The 13,813-nt window shown below is 61.2% G+C and carries 15 protein-coding genes; 11 read left to right on the top strand and 4 right to left on the bottom strand.

Annotated elements, in window-relative coordinates; genetic code table 11:
• The first annotated feature begins 168 nt into the window (after positions 1–168).
• Positions 169–1,194: a protease SohB gene (gene sohB / locus AC3ISR_RS15790; RefSeq protein ID WP_463984616.1), complete on the top strand. Its 1,026-nt coding sequence runs from the start codon at positions 169–171 to the stop codon at positions 1,192–1,194.
• A 91-nt stretch (positions 1,195–1,285) separates the two neighbouring features.
• Here sohB and AC3ISR_RS15785 read toward each other — a convergent pair whose 3' ends face one another.
• Complete coding sequence (locus AC3ISR_RS15785; RefSeq protein WP_463984615.1) at positions 1,286–2,824, bottom strand: MFS transporter; 1,539 nt, start codon at positions 2,822–2,824, stop codon at positions 1,286–1,288.
• Positions 2,825–2,974: 150 nt separating this feature from the next.
• On the opposite strand from AC3ISR_RS15785, the gene AC3ISR_RS15780 reads away from it, so the two are divergent.
• Positions 2,975–3,850 carry a LysR family transcriptional regulator gene (locus tag AC3ISR_RS15780; protein WP_192300819.1) on the top strand — a complete coding sequence of 292 codons (876 nt, stop codon included), beginning with the start codon at positions 2,975–2,977 and terminating at the stop codon, positions 3,848–3,850.
• Between the two features lie 247 nt (positions 3,851–4,097).
• Positions 4,098–5,654: a TerC family protein gene (locus tag AC3ISR_RS15775; RefSeq protein ID WP_463984614.1), complete on the top strand. Its 1,557-nt coding sequence runs from the start codon at positions 4,098–4,100 to the stop codon at positions 5,652–5,654.
• A 123-nt stretch (positions 5,655–5,777) separates the two neighbouring features.
• Here the strand turns inward: AC3ISR_RS15775 and AC3ISR_RS15770 are convergent, their stop codons facing one another.
• Complete coding sequence (locus AC3ISR_RS15770) at positions 5,778–6,107, bottom strand: thioredoxin family protein (protein ID WP_463984613.1); 330 nt, start codon at positions 6,105–6,107, stop codon at positions 5,778–5,780.
• Positions 6,108–6,182: 75 nt separating this feature from the next.
• Positions 6,183–6,431 carry a hypothetical protein gene (locus tag AC3ISR_RS15765; RefSeq protein WP_192300822.1) on the bottom strand — a complete coding sequence of 83 codons (249 nt, stop codon included), beginning with the start codon at positions 6,429–6,431 and terminating at the stop codon, positions 6,183–6,185.
• Between the two features lie 333 nt (positions 6,432–6,764).
• On the opposite strand from AC3ISR_RS15765, the gene AC3ISR_RS15760 reads away from it, so the two are divergent.
• From AC3ISR_RS15760 to AC3ISR_RS15725, 8 genes are all read left to right on the top strand, one after another.
• Complete coding sequence (locus AC3ISR_RS15760) at positions 6,765–7,613, top strand: transporter substrate-binding protein (protein ID WP_463984612.1); 849 nt, start codon at positions 6,765–6,767, stop codon at positions 7,611–7,613.
• Between the two features lie 52 nt (positions 7,614–7,665).
• Positions 7,666–8,328 (top strand): amino acid ABC transporter permease, encoded by a 663-nt coding sequence (locus AC3ISR_RS15755; protein ID WP_192300824.1) that lies wholly within the window; start codon positions 7,666–7,668, stop codon positions 8,326–8,328.
• Between the two features lie 11 nt (positions 8,329–8,339).
• Positions 8,340–9,002 carry an amino acid ABC transporter permease gene (locus AC3ISR_RS15750; protein ID WP_017737241.1) on the top strand — a complete coding sequence of 221 codons (663 nt, stop codon included), beginning with the start codon at positions 8,340–8,342 and terminating at the stop codon, positions 9,000–9,002.
• Positions 8,999–9,781: an amino acid ABC transporter ATP-binding protein gene (locus AC3ISR_RS15745; RefSeq protein ID WP_192300825.1), complete on the top strand. Its 783-nt coding sequence runs from the start codon at positions 8,999–9,001 to the stop codon at positions 9,779–9,781. Before AC3ISR_RS15750 ends, AC3ISR_RS15745 begins: the two co-directional genes overlap by 4 nt.
• Positions 9,782–9,797: 16 nt before the next feature.
• The gene (locus tag AC3ISR_RS15740; RefSeq protein WP_078742925.1) at positions 9,798–10,187 is read left to right on the top strand and encodes a RidA family protein; all 390 of its coding nucleotides are present in this window, start codon (positions 9,798–9,800) and stop codon (positions 10,185–10,187) included.
• 168 nt (positions 10,188–10,355) lie between these two features.
• Positions 10,356–11,120, top strand: coding sequence for an IclR family transcriptional regulator (locus tag AC3ISR_RS15735; protein WP_192300826.1), 765 nt, complete (start codon positions 10,356–10,358; stop codon positions 11,118–11,120).
• Positions 11,121–11,129: 9 nt separating this feature from the next.
• On the top strand, positions 11,130–12,338 hold the full coding sequence (locus AC3ISR_RS15730) for an amino acid deaminase (RefSeq protein ID WP_192300827.1): 1,209 nt from the start codon (positions 11,130–11,132) through the stop codon (positions 12,336–12,338).
• 132 nt (positions 12,339–12,470) lie between these two features.
• Positions 12,471–13,376 (top strand): sugar kinase, encoded by a 906-nt coding sequence (locus AC3ISR_RS15725; protein WP_192300828.1) that lies wholly within the window; start codon positions 12,471–12,473, stop codon positions 13,374–13,376.
• A gap of 120 nt (positions 13,377–13,496) precedes the next feature.
• On the opposite strand, the gene AC3ISR_RS15720 is transcribed toward AC3ISR_RS15725, so the two are convergent.
• Entirely contained in the window at positions 13,497–13,772 is a 276-nt protein-coding gene (locus tag AC3ISR_RS15720) for a peptidylprolyl isomerase (RefSeq protein ID WP_046383114.1), read from the bottom strand.
• Positions 13,773–13,813 lie beyond the last annotated feature (41 nt).

The following is a 13,813-nucleotide window of genomic DNA, read 5'->3' as shown; positions in this document are numbered from 1 at the left end:
TGGCGAGGTTATGGGGATGCCTGCGAGCTGTCAATGGAAAAACATACGCTTGTTTTAAAAGCTCGTTGGAACGCTCCGTTGCTGGCGGTTTGATCACTGGCTCGAACGCGGTGCCGCCGGTATGCTTGGGCAATCCGCGCCTGGCGCACTGCACTTGTAAGGAGAAACATGGATTTCCTGGCCGAATACGCGAGCTTTCTGGCGAAGACCGTCACCCTGGTGGTCGCTATTCTGGTGGTACTGATCAGCTTCGCGGCATTGCGCAGCAAAGGTCGTCGCAAGTCCGCCGGCCAATTGCAGGTCCGCAAACTCAATGATTTCTACAAGGGCCTGCGTGAGCGCCTGGAATCAACCCTGCTCGACAAGGACCAGCTCAAGGCCCTGCGCAAGTCCGAAAGCAAAGCCGAAAAGAAGAACAGCAAGAAAAAGCCCGAGGCCAAGCCACGGGTGTTCGTGCTGGATTTCGACGGCGACATCAAGGCCTCGGCCACCGAGAGCCTGCGCCATGAAATCACCGCGTTGCTCAGCCTCGCCACGCCTAAGGACGAAGTGGTCCTGCGCCTGGAAAGCGGCGGCGGCATGGTGCACAGCTACGGCCTGGCCTCGTCGCAACTGGCGCGGATCCGCCAGGCGGGCGTGCCGTTGACCGTGTGCATCGACAAGGTTGCGGCCAGCGGCGGCTACATGATGGCGTGCATCGGCGAGAAAATTATCAGCGCCCCGTTTGCGATTCTCGGTTCGATTGGCGTGGTGGCGCAGTTGCCCAACGTCAACCGCCTGCTGAAAAAACACGACATCGACTTTGAAGTGCTGACCGCCGGCGAGTACAAGCGCACCCTCACGGTGTTTGGCGAAAACACCGAGAAGGGCCGCGAGAAGTTCCAGGAAGACCTGGACATCACCCATCAATTGTTCAAGAACTTCGTGTCGCGCTATCGCCCACAGTTGGCGATTGATGAAGTTGCGACCGGAGAGGTGTGGCTGGGTGTTGCAGCGCTGGACAAGCAACTGGTCGATGAGCTGCAAACCAGCGACGAATACCTGGCGACCAAGGCCAAGACCGCCGAGGTGTTCCACCTGCACTATGCCGAGCGCAAGAGTTTGCAGGAACGTGTCGGCCTGGCGGCCAGCGGTTCCGTGGACCGGGTGCTGCTGACCTGGTGGAGCCGTCTGACCCAGCAGCGGTTCTGGTAACCCGACCCCTCGGATCCAGGTGATCCCTTGTGGGAGCGGGCTTGCTCGCGAAGGCGGTGTACCAGTCACCGGATTTAGCGACTGACACTCCTCATTCGCGAGCAAGCCCGCTCCCACACACACACGCTCCCATATTGATCGGGTGTCGCATCAACATGCCCACCACCAGCGCCCCTAGCAACCCCAATAATCCTGCGACCCACAACACCCCGCCAAACCCACCGACAAACGCCTGCCGGGCCAACGGTTGCACACTGGCGCGTGCTGGCTCCGGTAACAGCGCCATCGCCGCCGGCATATCGCCCGCCACCACTCGCGACGCTATGCCGGCCACCTGCGCCTGCCACTGGCCACCGATGCTCGCGCTCAACAACTGCTCGCTCTGACTATTGAGCAGCGCGCCATATACCCCAATGGCCAGCATGATCGCGCTGAAACGCATGGTGGTACTCATCCCCGAGGCCATCCCGGCGCGGTCGCGCGGCACGCAGGCCATGATGTTTTTCTGGGTGTCGCCATTGAGCAAACCCGCGCCGGCGCCAGTGATGGCAATCGCCAGGGCGAAGGGCAGGTAGCCCCCCACATTCACTGCCCAGGCGCTGAGCAGATTGCCGCAGCCCACCAGGGTCAAACCGATTGCCATCATGGTCGCAGGCGCAAAGCGTCCGGCCAGGCGTGCGCCGATGCGTGGGCATACCAGCATAGTCAGGGCAAATGGCAGCATGCCCAGGCCCGAAGTGATTGCGGAGAAACCCAAGCCGTTCTGCAGGTAGAACGGCAGTAATGTCATCATCACCTGGGCACAACCGGCGTAGGCAAACATCCCCAGCAACGCACCGATAAAGCGCGGATGGCGAAACAGTTGCAAGTCCACCATCGGTCGCTGTTGCAAGCGTTCGACCAGCACAAACACGCCCAACAGCACTGCACCACCCAGCAGGCGTGCATAGGTCGGCGGGCTGTCCCAACCTATGCGGTTCGCTTCGATCAGTCCCCAGATCAGGCACAACAGGCTGGCACTGAAGGCCAGGCTGCCCCACGGATCGAGCCGGGCGGATTGGGTATCGCGGGATTCCGGGATCGCGCGCAGCACCAGAGCCATCAGCGCCAGGCCCACGGGCAGGTTGAGGTAGAAAATCCAGCGCCAGCCCAGGTACTCGGTGATCAAGCCGCCCAGGGTCGGCGCGGCGGTCATCGCCACTCCCATGCACGCACCCCAGAACGCCCAGGCCTTGGCGCGCTCCACTTCATCGTGGAAGGTATGGCCGATGGACGCCAGTGCCGCGGTCAGCAACAACGCGGCGCCGACGCCTTTGACAGCACGTGCGACATCCAGCAGCAACGCGGTCGGGGCGGCGCCACAGCCTAGGGAGGCGAGGATAAAAATACCCAGGCCCCAGACCAGCGAGCGTTTGCGCCCGAAACGGTCGGCGAGGCTGCCGGCCGGCAACAGCAGCGCGGCGAAGGCGAGCATGTAGGCGCTGACCACCCATTCGATGTCGGCGAAGTTGGCCCCAAGGTCGCGGGCAATACTCGGCAGGCTCACGGCGACGATATTGGTGTCGAGCACAATCAGCGAGCAGACGCCGGAAGCGGTCAACAGGGTCAGGCGCGGGCTGACCGGGTTCATGATCCGATTACCTTGCAGGCAATGAGTGGTTTGAAGTGGATATGCATCGCAAAGGCTCTGTGCTGTTAGGATGGTCCCAGCTTATCGCCAGCACTTGGCGCCTTTGTTAGGCGCCAGGTACAACTTCATTACCTTTGAGCTAACCCTGCGATGGACATCCGCCATTTCCGCTATTTCCTGGCCGTTGCCCGGCACTGCAACTTCACCCGCGCCGCCGAGCAACTGGGGATCGCGCCGCCGACCTTGAGTCGGCAGATCCAGGACATGGAAACCGCTCTGGGTACGCGCTTGTTTATCCGTCAACAGCGTGAGGTCAGCCTGACCGAAGCGGGCACGGCCCTGATGCCGGAAGCCGAAGCTACCGTGCGCCAATTCGAGCTCGCTCAGCGTAAGGCCCAGCGAGCCGGGCGTGGTGAAATCGGCCATATCGAGTTGGGCTATGTGGCGTCCGCGGTGTATAGCGGGCTGTTGCAACGGCAGATGCAGGCGTTCGGCCAGGCATTTGCCGATGTCAGTGTGAATGTGCGCGAGTGCGCCATGGCTACGCTGCCGGGTGCGGTGGCGGATGGGCGCTATGACATCGGCTACGTTCGTTCGCCCATGACCCTGCCCGATGGCGTAGAAGCGGTGCGCCTGGACAGTGAAGGTTTTGTCCTCGCGCTGCCCCAGGATTCCTGGCTGCTGGGCCTGAAGGCCATCGGTTGTGAACACCTGCAAAATGAAACCTTCATCTTGCCCGAGCAGATCAGCGGCACGCTGCATGTCGCGACCCAGGGCGGTTTTGCGCCACGCCTGGGCCCGCAGCCAGGTGGTTTGGTCGCGGTGTTGGCGCTGGTTTCGCTGGGGCAAGGGGTGGCGGTGGTGCCGTCGTCGGTGGTGGGGCATGTGGCCTTGCCGAACGTGGTCTACCGGCCGATTCAAGGCAGTGAGGCGTCGTCGTGGTTGTCGCTGATCCACCGGCGCTTCGAAAAGGCTCCCGCCGTGGCGCGGTTTATCCAGTTGGCCAAGGCGGCCGGCCGGACATGATTACAGATCTTGTAATAGTTTTGCGCTGTAGGAAATTTGCTTTGCGGTTGTACGATTCAAGTCCTTTTCTTGTCGCAGGACTTGCATGAACGCCCTCTCGGAGCCCCCCAGTCGTCTTTCCCCAAGACATCCGCTGCCGCCGTTTCCGCTCAAGCACCCCGTATTTCGACTGCTAGTCTTGTCCCGGTCCACTGACCGCGCATTGCCGTGTCCGGCATTCTGATAATCGAACAAAGAGACTCTATAAATGGAATGGTTAGCGGATCCAACGGCCTGGCTCGGCCTGTTGACTTTGATTGTGCTGGAACTGGTGCTGGGTATCGACAACCTGGTGTTTATCGCCATCCTGGCAGACAAACTGCCGCCGGAGCAGCGTGACCGAGCGCGGTTGATCGGTTTGTCCCTGGCGTTGCTGATGCGCCTGGGCTTGCTGGCGAGTATTTCGTGGTTGGTGACGCTTACCCAGCCGTTGTTCGAAGTGTTCGACAAGAGCTTCTCCGGTCGCGACCTGATCATGCTGTTTGGTGGTGTGTTCCTGTTGTTCAAGGCCACCATGGAATTGCATGAGCGCCTCGAAGGCCATGTGGCCCAGCGTACGGGCAATGTGGCCTACGCGATGTTCTGGCCGATCGTGGCGCAGATCGTGGTGCTCGACGCGGTGTTCTCCCTCGATGCGGTGATCACCGCCGTGGGCATGGTCGATGAGTTGGCGGTGATGATGATCGCGGTGATCATTTCCATCGGCCTGATGATCGTCGCGAGCAAGCCGTTGACCCGCTTCGTCAACGCGCATCCGACGGTGATCATGCTTTGCCTGGGCTTCTTGATGATGATCGGTTTCGCCCTGACCGCCGAAGGCCTGGGCTTCCATATTCCCAAGGGCTACTTGTATGCGGCCATCGGTTTTTCGATCCTGATCGAAGTGTTCAACCAGATTGCCCGTGCCCGCCGCAAGAAGTCGGCGCAAGGTGTGCTGCCGGTGCGTGAGCGCACCGCCCATGCGGTAATGCGTTTGTTGGGCGGTCGCAGCCTGGCGGTGGAAGAGGTCGGTGAAGAGGTGGCCGACTTGCTTGGTGAGCCCGATACCGCCCAGGGCCCGCTGTTTGATCGCCGCGAGCGCGTGATGATCAGCGGTGTGCTGCAATTGGCCGAGCGGCCGATTCGTACGCTGATGACGCCGCGCGCCAAGGTTGATTACATCGATCTGGCGGACGATGCAGAGACGATTCGCCTGAAACTGATGCATTCGTCCTACTCGCGTCTGCCATTGATCCGCAACGGCGCGGTGGATGAACCGCTGGGTTTTGTGCACAAGAAGGAACTGCTCAAGGAATACCTGGCCGGCAACCAGCCGAACCTGGAACACCTGGCACGCCGGGCGATCAACCTGCTGGAGAGTTTTTCGATCCTCAACGCCCTGGAGCAGATGCGCCAGCAGTCCACCCACATCGCCTTCGTGATCAACGAGTTCGGTGACTTCATGGGCGTGTTGAGCATGACCGACATCCTTGAATCCATCGCCGGTGAATTGCCGGATGCCAGCGAAATCGAAGGGCCGGATATTGTCGAGGAGGGCGCCGGGTTCCGTGCCAATGGCGCAATGAACCTGAACCAACTGCGCCAGCGCACCGGCTTTCAGGCGGTGGCGACCGAGGATTGCCAGACCCTCGCCGGCCTGGTGATGAGCCTGCTGGACCGCTTGCCAATGGTCGGCGACAGCCTGGCGTACGAAGGCTGGCGCCTGACCGTGGCCGCGGTCGAAGAGCGACGGGTCACTCAGGTGACGATGGTGCGTGAACCGTAAAGCAGTCCTTGTCTGCGTGTTTTGACACATACAGCGCCCGGTCGGCCCTGAACGGCACCGGGTTGAGGATGTCGCCATCCTCTACCCGGATTCGGCGGAGACTGCCGTCGGGGCGTGCAAGGACTAGGGGGCGTAGCGGGCGAACGTGTCTTCAACGAATTGGTCTTGATCTTCTGGGGCGCCTAAACCCTTGAATGCCTCTTTCAACTCTCCGTTGAGGTAGATCAACCAGGTCGGGGTGCCCTTTACCTCCGGGTGGCGAGGAGTGTTTTCACAGTCAAGCACCATGCTCACGATCTCGGGGTAGTTGGCGGCAATCCTTTCAAACAGCGGCACGGCCTGAGAACAAGCGGGGCAGCGGACTGAAACAAACAGCAAAAATACTGGGCGTGAGCTGCTCAGTACCTGTTGGTAGTCCTCGGCATTGGCAATCGTCGCGGTGGCAAGTCCCATGACAGTCTTCCTCTTGCGCAGCGGTAGTTGTCGCCAACGCTAAATCGAGGATTGAACAGCGTCTACTGTCAACCTTCACAGGTCCCGCTCACGCTCCAAGCGTTCGCGGGCCTTGCGCGCCTGGCTCGCGCATTTCTTGTATTCCAGGTTGTCCCGCGAGGCCTTGGCCTGGCGATAGCCGTGGTGGTTCTGGCTGGTGTAGTTGGTGCTCAAGGTGTCCTTGAGCTTGCGCAGTTCTTCCTTGCAGTCGCGGCGATCGTTGCTGGCGCAGGCGCTGCCGGCCACCAGCAAGGAAAGCAAAACCAGGGTAAGACGAAACTTCATCAGGGCACGGTCCTTGTAGGCGAGCATGTGCAAAGGCTAGCCGAGCGTGGGGATTTTTCCACGGTGCGCGCGCACCGCAACGGTGCGTGGTAACGCTGTTTTGGCGCGCCCGACTGGGGCCCCTCACCGCAGTGTGTGGCCTGGGGTAGCACGGTGGGCGCAGATGCTGGCGTATCGCCGTATTGCCCGCGACGATTTATCTGGCTGATTTATAAAGAATTTATTCCCCGCGTATTTTTCTATTTCAGCGTGTGGCACACTTTCTGCTGTCTATTCCGTTGTTACATACTAAGTTCCGGTATAGCGGAATACACAACTCCTGGAGTGCTTGTCATGCAACACCGACCTTCCGTATTCAAAGCGTGTGTTTTTCTCTTCGCCGCCTCGGCGTCCCTCGCAAGCCAAGTGCAGGCGGCGGACAGCAAGCTCGATGATGTGCTCAAGCGTGGGCACTTGATCGTGGGTACAGGCAGTACCAATGCGCCGTGGCACTTCCAGGGAGCGGATGGCAAGTTGCAGGGGTTTGATATCGACATCGGCCGCATCGTGGCCAAGGGGTTGTTCAACGACCCGAGCAAAGTCGAATTTGTGGTGCAGTCGTCCGACGCACGGATTCCCAACCTGCTGACCAACAAGGTCGACATGAGTTGCCAGTTCATCACCGTCACCGCCAGCCGCGCTCAGCAGGTCGCGTTTACCCTGCCGTACTACCGCGAAGGCGTCGGCCTGCTATTGCCGAACAACAGCAAGTACAAAGAGATTGAAGACCTGCAAGCCGCTGGCGACGGCGTCACCGTGGCGGTGCTGCAAAACGTCTACGCCGAAGAACTGGTGCATCAGGCCCTGCCAAAAGCCAAGGTCGACCAATACGACAGCGTCGACCTGATGTACCAGGCGGTGAACTCCGGCCGCGCCGATGCCGCCGCCACCGACCAGTCCTCGGTCAAATACCTGATGGTGCAGAACCCTGGCCGCTATCGCAGCCCGACCTACGCCTGGAGCCCGCAGACCTACGCGTGCGCGGTCAAGCGTGGCGACCAGGACTGGCTGAACTTCGTCAACACCGCCCTGCATGAAGCCATGACCGGTGTCGAGTTCCCCACCTACCAAGCCTCGTTCAAGCAGTGGTTCGGCGTCGATCTGCCATCGCCGGCGATTGGTTTTCCTGTCGAGTTCAAGTGATTCGTGACAACCGGGGCGCCGCGAACGGCGCCCCTATTAGGTATTGCCGACCATGAACTATCAGTTGAACTTTGCCGCCGTGTGGCGCGATTTCGACACTTTGCTGGCGGGGCTCGGCCTGGGCCTGGAGCTGGCGCTGCTGTCGATCGCCATCGGTTGCGTGATCGGCCTGCTGATGGCGTTTGCCATGCTGTCCAAGCACCGCGCGTTGCGAATCTTCGCCTCGGTGTACGTGACGGTGGTGCGCAACACGCCGATCCTGGTGCTGATCCTGTTGATCTACTTTGCGCTGCCATCGTTGGGCATCCGCCTCGATAAAATCCCGTCCTTCATCATCACGCTGTCGTTGTACGCCGGTGCCTACCTGACCGAAGTATTCCGTGCCGGGCTGTTGAATATTCCCAAGGGGTTGCGTGAAGCCGGCCTGGCCATTGGCCTGGGCGAATGGCGCATCCGGGCCTACATCACCGTGCCAGTGATGCTGCGCAACGTGCTGCCGGCGCTGTCGAACAACTTTATTTCGCTGTTCAAGGACACCTCGCTGGCCGCTGCCATTGCGGTGCCGGAGCTGACCTATTACGCCCGCAAGATCAACGTCGAAAGCTACCGGGTGATTGAAACCTGGCTGGTCACGACGGCGCTCTACGTGGCTGCCTGTTACCTCATTGCCATGCTGCTCCGTTACTTGGAACAGCGTTTGGCGATCCGTCGTTAAGGAGGGTTCCCATGTACGAGTCCCCCAGCTGGTTGCATGAGTTGTGGATCGCCCGGGATACCCTGTGGGCGGGCTTTCAAGCCAGCGTGTATGTGTCGGCGCTGGCGATTATCTTCGGCACCCTGATCGGCATCGTCGCCGGGTTGATCCTGACCTACGGCAAGTTCTGGATGCGGGCGCCGTTTCGCCTGTATGTGGATCTGATCCGTGGCACGCCGGTGTTTGTGCTGGTGCTCGCGTGTTTCTACATGCTGCCGGCGCTCGGTTGGCAAATCAGCGCGTTCCAGGCCGGTGCGGTCGGGTTGACACTGTTTTGCGGTTCTCACGTCTCGGAGATCGTGCGCGGCGCGCTGCAAGCCATCCCCCGTGGGCAACTGGAGGCGGGCAAGGCGATTGGTCTGACATTCCAACAGTCCCTGGCCTACGTGCTGCTGCCACAGGCACTGCGGCAGATCCTGCCGACCTGGGTCAATTCCTCCACGGAAATCGTCAAGGCCTCGACTCTGCTTTCGGTCATCGGCGTGGCCGAGCTGCTGTTGAGTACCCAGCAAGTCATCGCGCGTACCTTCATGACCCTGGAGTTCTATCTGTTCGCCGGGTTTCTGTTTTTTGTCATCAACTACGCCATCGAGTTATTCGGGCGCTACATTGAAAAGCGGGTGGCCTTGCCATGAACCAACCTCAAACAGAGCAAGCACTGCTCAACATTCGCGGCCTGCGTAAACAGTACGGCGACGTGGAAGTACTCAAGGGCGTCGACCTGAGCATGCAGCGCGGCAACGTGGTCACGTTGATCGGCTCCAGCGGCTCGGGCAAGACCACGCTGCTGCGCTGTGTCAACCTGCTGGAAGAGTTCCAGGGCGGGCAGATCACGCTTGACGGCGAGTCCATCGGCTACAGCGAAATCGCCGGCAAGCGCGTGCGTCACCCTGAACGCGTGATCTCCCAGCACCGCGCAATGACCGGCATGGCGTTCCAGCAGTTCAACCTGTTCCCCCATTTGACCGCGTTGCAAAACGTCACCCTCGGCCTGCTCAAGGTCAAGAAGATGGGCAAGGACGAAGCCGTGGCATTGGCGGAAAAATGGCTCGACCGCGTAGGCTTGTTGGAGCGGCGCAACCATTTCCCCGGCCAGCTTTCCGGCGGCCAGCAACAGCGCGTGGCGATTGCCCGGGCGATTGCGATGAACCCCAGCCTGATGCTGTTCGATGAAGTCACCTCGGCCCTCGACCCGGAACTGGTGGGCGAAGTGCTCAGCGTGATCAAGGGCCTGGCGGAAGAGGGCATGACCATGTTGCTGGTCACCCACGAAATGCGCTTCGCCTATGAAGTGTCCGACAAGATCGTTTTCATGAACCAGGGCCGCATTGAAGAGCAGGGCTCGTCGAAGGACATCTTCGAGCGCCCGCAATCGTCGCGCCTGGCGGAATTTCTCAAGAACATTCGTTTTTAATCAGGAGGCTATTTTTATGAGCATTACTCGTTACGGCACCGGCAGCACTGCCGGCGGCGGCCAGCCACGTCCTTTCGCCCGTGCGGTGGAAGCGGACGGCTGGCTCTACGTCTCGGGCCAAGTGCCAGCGGTGGACGGTGAAATCATCAACGGTGGCATCGTCGAGCAAACCCGGCAGACCATGCGCAATGTGGTGGCGATCCTCGAAGAAGCCGGTTACGAACTCAAAGACGTGGTCCGCGTTGGCGTATGGCTGGAAGACCCACGGGACTTCTGGAGTTTCAACAAGGTGTTCGGCGAATACTTCACCCCGGAACACGCACCGGCGCGCGCCTGTGTGCAGGCCAATATGATGGTCGATTGCAAGGTGGAGATCGATTGCGTGGCCTACAAGAAAAAAGGCTAAATGCAGCGATCTGAAGACCCCCGCAGCGCCAATGTGGGAGCTGGCTTGCCTGAGATGACGGAGTGTCAGGCAACCCATGCCTGACTGACCCACCGCTTTCGCGGGCAAGCCCGCTCCCACAGGGGTTCACTGTGCAGCATTACTACTATGACCGGACCGAAAACTGCCATGACCGAAGACACCATCAAACGCCGCGCCAAAGGCCTGGACCGGGCGTTCGATATTCTCGATTTCCTCAAGGAAATCGGCCAGCCCCTGCGCCCGAATGATATTGCCAGCGGCATCGGCAGCCCCAAGTCCACGGTCTACGAACTGGTCGCCTCGCTGCTGGAACGACGCATTCTGGAGACGGTAGGCAAAGACGGTCACGTCTACCTTGGTCGCCAGCTGTATTTTCTCGGCCAGGCGCACCTGCGCCACTTCGACCTGACCCGCGAGGCCGACCACGCCTTGCAGGACATCGTCAGCCAGACCCACGAAACCGCGCAGATGTGCCTGCTCAACGGGCGCAAATACACGGTGGCGCTGATGCGCGAGGGCGAGCGGCATTTCCGTATTTCTTCGGACATCGGCGAAAACGCGCCGATCCCCTGGACGGCCTCCGGGCGCCTGCTGCTGGGGCACCTGAGCGACCAGCAGATCATCGACCTGATCGACCAGGACGATTTCATCCTGCCGGACGGTGAGCGCTTGCCGCTGGAGACCTTCCTGGCACAGATCCGCCAGGCCACCCTCGATGGCTTCTTTTCCTTCGACAGCGTGGCCGACACCTTTACCCACTGTTTTGCCGCCCCGGTGCGGGACGCGCAAGGCATCAGCATTGCGACCCTGTGCATCGTCGCCCCACGGGCCGATGCGCAGAAAAACTACAACGACTATCGCCGGGTGTTGATCGACAGCGCCAACAGCCTGGCCCGTCGCATCAACGAATAGGAGCATTTCATGTCTGCCATCAATGCCGTTGAAAAAGGCGCCGCCGCCGTCGGTGCCCATCTGGTCCGTGACGTCAGCCTGCCGGCCCTGGTGCTGCACCGCGACGCCCTGGAACACAACATCCGCTGGATGCAAACGTTCGTCAGCAACAGTGGCGCCGAGCTGGCGCCCCATGGCAAGACCAGCATGATGCCGGCGCTGTTCCAGCGCCAGATCGCCGCCGGTGCCTGGGGCATTACCCTGGCCAACGCTGTGCAGACCCGTGCCGCCTACGCCGGTGGCGTTCGCCGCGTATTGATGGCCAACCAACTGGTGGGGGCGCCGAACATGGCGTTGATCGCCGACCTGTTGGCGGACAAGGATTTCGATTTCCACTGCATGGTCGATCATCCAGACAACGTCGCCGACCTCGGGCTGTTCTTTGCCGCCCGTGGCCTGCGCCTCAATGTGATGATCGAATACGGCGTGGTCGGCGGCCGTTGCGGCTGCCGCAGTGAGCAGCAAGTGCGCGACCTGGCCAAGGCGATCCAGGCCCAGCCGGCCCTGGCGCTGACCGGTATCGAAGGTTATGAAGGGGTGATCCACGGCGAGCACGCTATCAGCGGTATCCGCGACTTTGCCGCGAGCCTGGTGCGCCTGGCGGTGGATTTGCAGAACAACGGTTCTTTCGACCTGGCCAAGCCGATCATCAGCGCATCGGGGTCGGCCTGGTACGACCTGATCGCCGAGTCGTTCGAAACACAAAACGCCGCCGGCCGCTTCCTCAGCGTGCTGCGTCCCGGCAGTTATGTGGCCCACGACCACGGTATCTACAAAGACGCGCAATGCTGCGTACTCGAGCGTCGCAGCGACCTCAACGAAGGCCTGCGCCCGGCGCTGGAAGTCTGGGCCCACGTGCAATCGCTGCCCGAGCCGGGCTTCGCGGTGGTTGCCCTGGGCAAGCGCGACGTGGCCTACGACGCCGGGTTGCCGGTGCCGCTCAAGCGCTACAAGGCCGGGATCGTGCCCGCCGAAGGCGAGGATGTGAGCGGGTGCAAGGTCACGGCGGTGATGGACCAGCATGCGTTCATGAGCGTGGCGCCGGGGGTTGAGTTGCGTATTGGTGACATTATTTCGTTCGGTACTTCGCACCCGTGCCTGACGTTTGACAAGTGGCAGGTGGGTTGCCTGGTGGATGAGCAGTTGCAGGTGGTCGAGAGCTTGCATACCTGTTTCTAGACCGAGTCGTTCCCTTCGCGAGCAAGCCCGCTCCCACAGTTGACGGTATTCACAAATAGAAATCTGTGAACCCAATCCAATGTGTGTGGGCTTGCTGGCGAAGAGGCCATCAGCCACACCCGAGACCCCATCATGACTGCTCACCCCCACATCGCCCTCATCGGCGAATGCATGATCGAACTGCAACACCGCGCCGATGGCAGCCTGCACCAGAGCTTCGGCGGCGACACCCTCAACACGGCGGTGTACCTGCGCCGCGAGCTGGGCAGCCTGGGCCGCGTCGATTACGTCACCGCCCTGGGCGATGACAGCTTCAGCGACGCCATGTGCCAGCAATGGCGCGACGAAGGCCTCGGCCTGGACATGGTCCAGCGCCTGCCGGGACGTTTGCCGGGGTTGTACTGCATCCAGACCGACGCCAGCGGCGAGCGCAAATTTCTTTACTGGCGCAACGAAGCCGCCGTGCGCGACTGCTTCACCACGCCTGCCGCCGCGCCGATCCTGGCGGCCTTGCCGGGCTACGACGTGGTGTATTTCAGCGGCATTACCCTGGCGGTGCTCGGCGAAGTCGGCCGCGAGCGCTTGCTGCAAGCCCTGGTCGAAACCCGCCGGCGCGGGGGCAAGGTGGTGTTTGACAACAACTACCGGCCGCGTTTGTGGGCCGGCGTCGAAGCGGCGCGTGTGGCCTATCACAAGGTATTGGCCGAGGTGGATATGGCCTTGCTGACCGAAGATGACGAGCGCGGGTTGTTTGGTTATGCCAGCAGTGAGCAGGTGTTCGCGGCGTATCCGGGGATTGACGAAGTGGTGCTCAAGCGTGGCGCGCAGGAATGCCTGATCCGTTTCAAGGGCGAGCACTTTGCCGTGCCGGCTGTGGAGGTCGGGAAGGTGGTGGATACGACGGCGGCAGGGGATTCGTTCAGTGCGGCGTATCTGGCCAGTCGCTTGAAGGGCGGTTCGCCGGAGCAAGCGGCGGTGGCGGGGCATGGGTTGGCGAGTCGGGTGATTCAGGTGCCGGGGGCGTTGATCCCTCGGTGAATGGCCGCCTGCGGCGGATCGCGGGCAAGCCCGGCTCCCACATTCGAGCGCATTCCTTCAAACAAAACGCGGCCGCCTGTGGGAGCTGGCTTGCCTGCGATAGCGGCCTCAAGCCAACCCTCAATCCCGGTAAAACACCTGCACCAGGTGATACCCAAACTTGCTCTTGACCGGCCCATGCACCACCCGCAGCGGCTTCTTGAAGATCACCGCATCAATCGCCCCGACCATCTGCCCCGGCCGGATCTCGCCCAAATCCCCACCGCGCTTGCCCGATGGGCAGGTGGAGTACTTCTTGGCCAGCACGTCAAAGGCTTCGCCCTTGGCAATGCGCTGTTTGAGTTGTTCGGCTTCTTCGCTGGTTTTCACCAGGATATGACGGGCTTGGGCTTTCATTGATCTCTACCAGGTACGTGCAACGGCGCGCGATTATGCCT

It is taken from the genome of Pseudomonas sp. GL_117 (genome assembly GCF_057835125.1).
The sequence above is the reverse complement of the archived record's forward strand: the minus strand, read 5'-3'. Positions and strand labels throughout refer to the sequence as shown.